This is a genomic window from Phycisphaerae bacterium, assembly GCA_012729815.1.
GTDB lineage: Bacteria > Planctomycetota > Phycisphaerae > JAAYCJ01 > JAAYCJ01 > JAAYCJ01.
Genome location: JAAYCJ010000040.1, coordinates 1 through 2,267, shown reverse-complemented (window position 1 = coordinate 2,267; position 2,267 = coordinate 1). Strand labels below are relative to the sequence as shown.

General features: G+C 63.4%; 3 protein-coding genes. 2 read left to right on the top strand and 1 reads right to left on the bottom strand.

The features are described from left to right. The first annotated feature begins 71 nt into the window (after positions 1 to 71). Positions 72 to 485 carry an aminoacyl-tRNA hydrolase gene (gene arfB / locus GXY33_03125; protein NLX04119.1) on the top strand — a complete coding sequence of 138 codons (414 nt, stop codon included), beginning with the start codon at positions 72 to 74 and terminating at the stop codon, positions 483 to 485. 66 nt (positions 486 to 551) lie between these two features. Here the strand turns inward: arfB and GXY33_03120 are convergent, their stop codons facing one another. After that, complete coding sequence (locus tag GXY33_03120; protein ID NLX04118.1) at positions 552 to 896, bottom strand: RNA-binding protein; 345 nt, start codon at positions 894 to 896, stop codon at positions 552 to 554. Positions 897 to 1,306: 410 nt separating this feature from the next. Here GXY33_03120 and GXY33_03115 point away from each other — a divergent pair. Further along, the coding region (locus tag GXY33_03115; protein NLX04117.1) for a hypothetical protein at positions 1,307 to 2,267 on the top strand (961 nt) is incomplete at its 3' end.

The window sequence follows — 2,267 nt, the reverse complement described above, 5'->3', positions numbered from 1 at the left end:
GGCGCGACCGGTTTCGGCGTCCGGTTGATCCTTCAGTACCTTGAGGCACTCGGCCAAGGAAGCTGAATCGCGTGATCGAAATCGGGCACGGGGTACAGATCGATGAGGACGAACTCGTCTTCTCCGCTTCGCGGAGCAGCGGACCGGGCGGGCAGAACGTCAACAAGGTCAGCACCCGCGTGACGCTGCTGCTCGACGTGCGGAACAGCCCGAATCTCAGCGGTGACCAGAAACGCCGGGTGGCGGATCGTCTCGCCTCGCGGATCAGCAAGGACGGTCTGCTGCGGGTGGTCTGTCAGCAGGAGCGGTCGCAGCACGCCAATCGCGAATTGGCGGTGCAGCGGCTGATCGAACTGCTGAACGACGCGATTCGGCCGCGGCTGCGGCGTAAGAAGACAAAGACTCCACGCCGCGCCCACGAAAAGCGTCTGGACGGGAAGAAGCGTCGCGGACAGATCAAGGACCTGCGCAAAAAACCGCTTTAGCCCGTCCGTCCCATGTTCGGAAGGGTCATCCACCGCAACGACGCGAGCCGATATCGGCGCGTTGGTCTATCGGTTTCCGCCGCGACCGTAGCCGCCGCCGTAACCGCCCCGGCCGCCTCGTCCACCACCGCCGCCGCCATAGCCGCCGGTCCGAGGACGATCTTCGCGAGGACGGGCCTCGTTGACGGTCAGCGCCCGGCCGTCGACTTCCTGACCGTTGAGCGCCTCGATGGCCGACTGGGCCTGGTCGTCGGAGGACATCTCGACGAATCCGAAGCCCTTGCTGCGTCCGGTGGCGCGGTCGGTGATCACCTGAGCGCTCTCCACCTGCCCATGCTCCCCGAACATCTGTTCCAACGCTGAGCTATCGACGCTGTAGCTCAGGTTGCCGACGTACAGCCTCTTACTCATGATACACATGCTCCGACATGCAATGCGTCTTCGGCCCCACTACTAGCTTTCCAGGACCCTCTGAACGGGGCCACCTTCAGGCCCAGAAGGCGGTAACCGATCGAGACCGTTCAGCCCCACGAAACGTGTTGACCCACCAGCTCGCTCGACTAACCAACCGACAAGAGTCTACCATTTATGCCGCATCCTGTCCAGAGGGAAAACGCGACGCCCGGCAGGCCCGAGCCGCCGCCGATTCTGTGCAACAGTTGCACACGGAAGAGCGTTTTTGCGACGAGTCTTTCCCTCGTCGCGGTTCCCGGTCCGGACCGGGGCAAGCCCAAAGCGCCCGCCATTGATTGTCCACCCGCCAACGACTATTATCGTTTCCCACACGGCTTGGTATCCAGGACAGCGTCAGGACATCAAAGATGCAGACGATTTCGCACGGTTTGAACGGTTATCACGTCAACGTCGGTCAGCAGGTGTTTTTTCAGCAGCAGCGGCTGGCTGAGGAGCAGCTTTCGCGTTCGCGCGAGATTAAACGCGGTTTGGGCAGCGCCGAGGCCATCCGTGCGCACGGTTTGAAGCAGCGTGAGTACTTCCTGGAGGCCATCGGCGGGCTACCCGCGGAGCGTGGCGAACTGCGGGCGCAGGCGACCGGGCGGATCGAGCGCGAGCGGTACCGCGTCGAGAAGATCATCTTCGAGTCGCTGCCGAAGATGTACGTGACGTGCAATTTGTACATTCCCAAGGGCGTTTCGGGCAAGGTTCCGGTGGTGCTGATGCCAAGCGGGCACGCCCTGACGGCCAAGGCCTACGGACCGTATCAGACCCAAGCGGCGCTACTGGCCAAGAACGGGATCGCCGCGATGGCGATGGACCCGGTCGGGCAGGGCGAGCGGTTCAACCTGATCGATCGAGCGACCGGGGCCCAGATCGTCCGTTGGGGCACGGAGGAGCACACACACATCGGCTTGGCGTGCGAGTTGCTCGGGCAGAACATCGCCCGGTACTTTGTGTGGGATCTGATGCGGGCGCTGGACTACATCCAGACGCGGCCGGAACTCGACGCGGGCCGGATCGGCTGCAGCGGCGTCTCGGGCGGCGGGACGCAGGCGTGTCAGCTTTCGCTGCTGGACGATCGGGTCGCCGCGGCGGCTCCGGCGTGCTACGTGACCGAACGATCGATCTACATGAAGCACTACCACGCTCACGACGCTGAGCAGAACTACTTCGGCCATATCCCGGCTGGGTTCAACTACGCTGACTTCTTTGTCGCCTTCGCGCCGAAGCCGCTGATGCTCCTGGGCGTCGAATATGACTTCTTCCCGATCGAGGGGCTTTTGGCCACGCACGAGGAACTGCGGCGAATCTACCGGACGCTCGGGG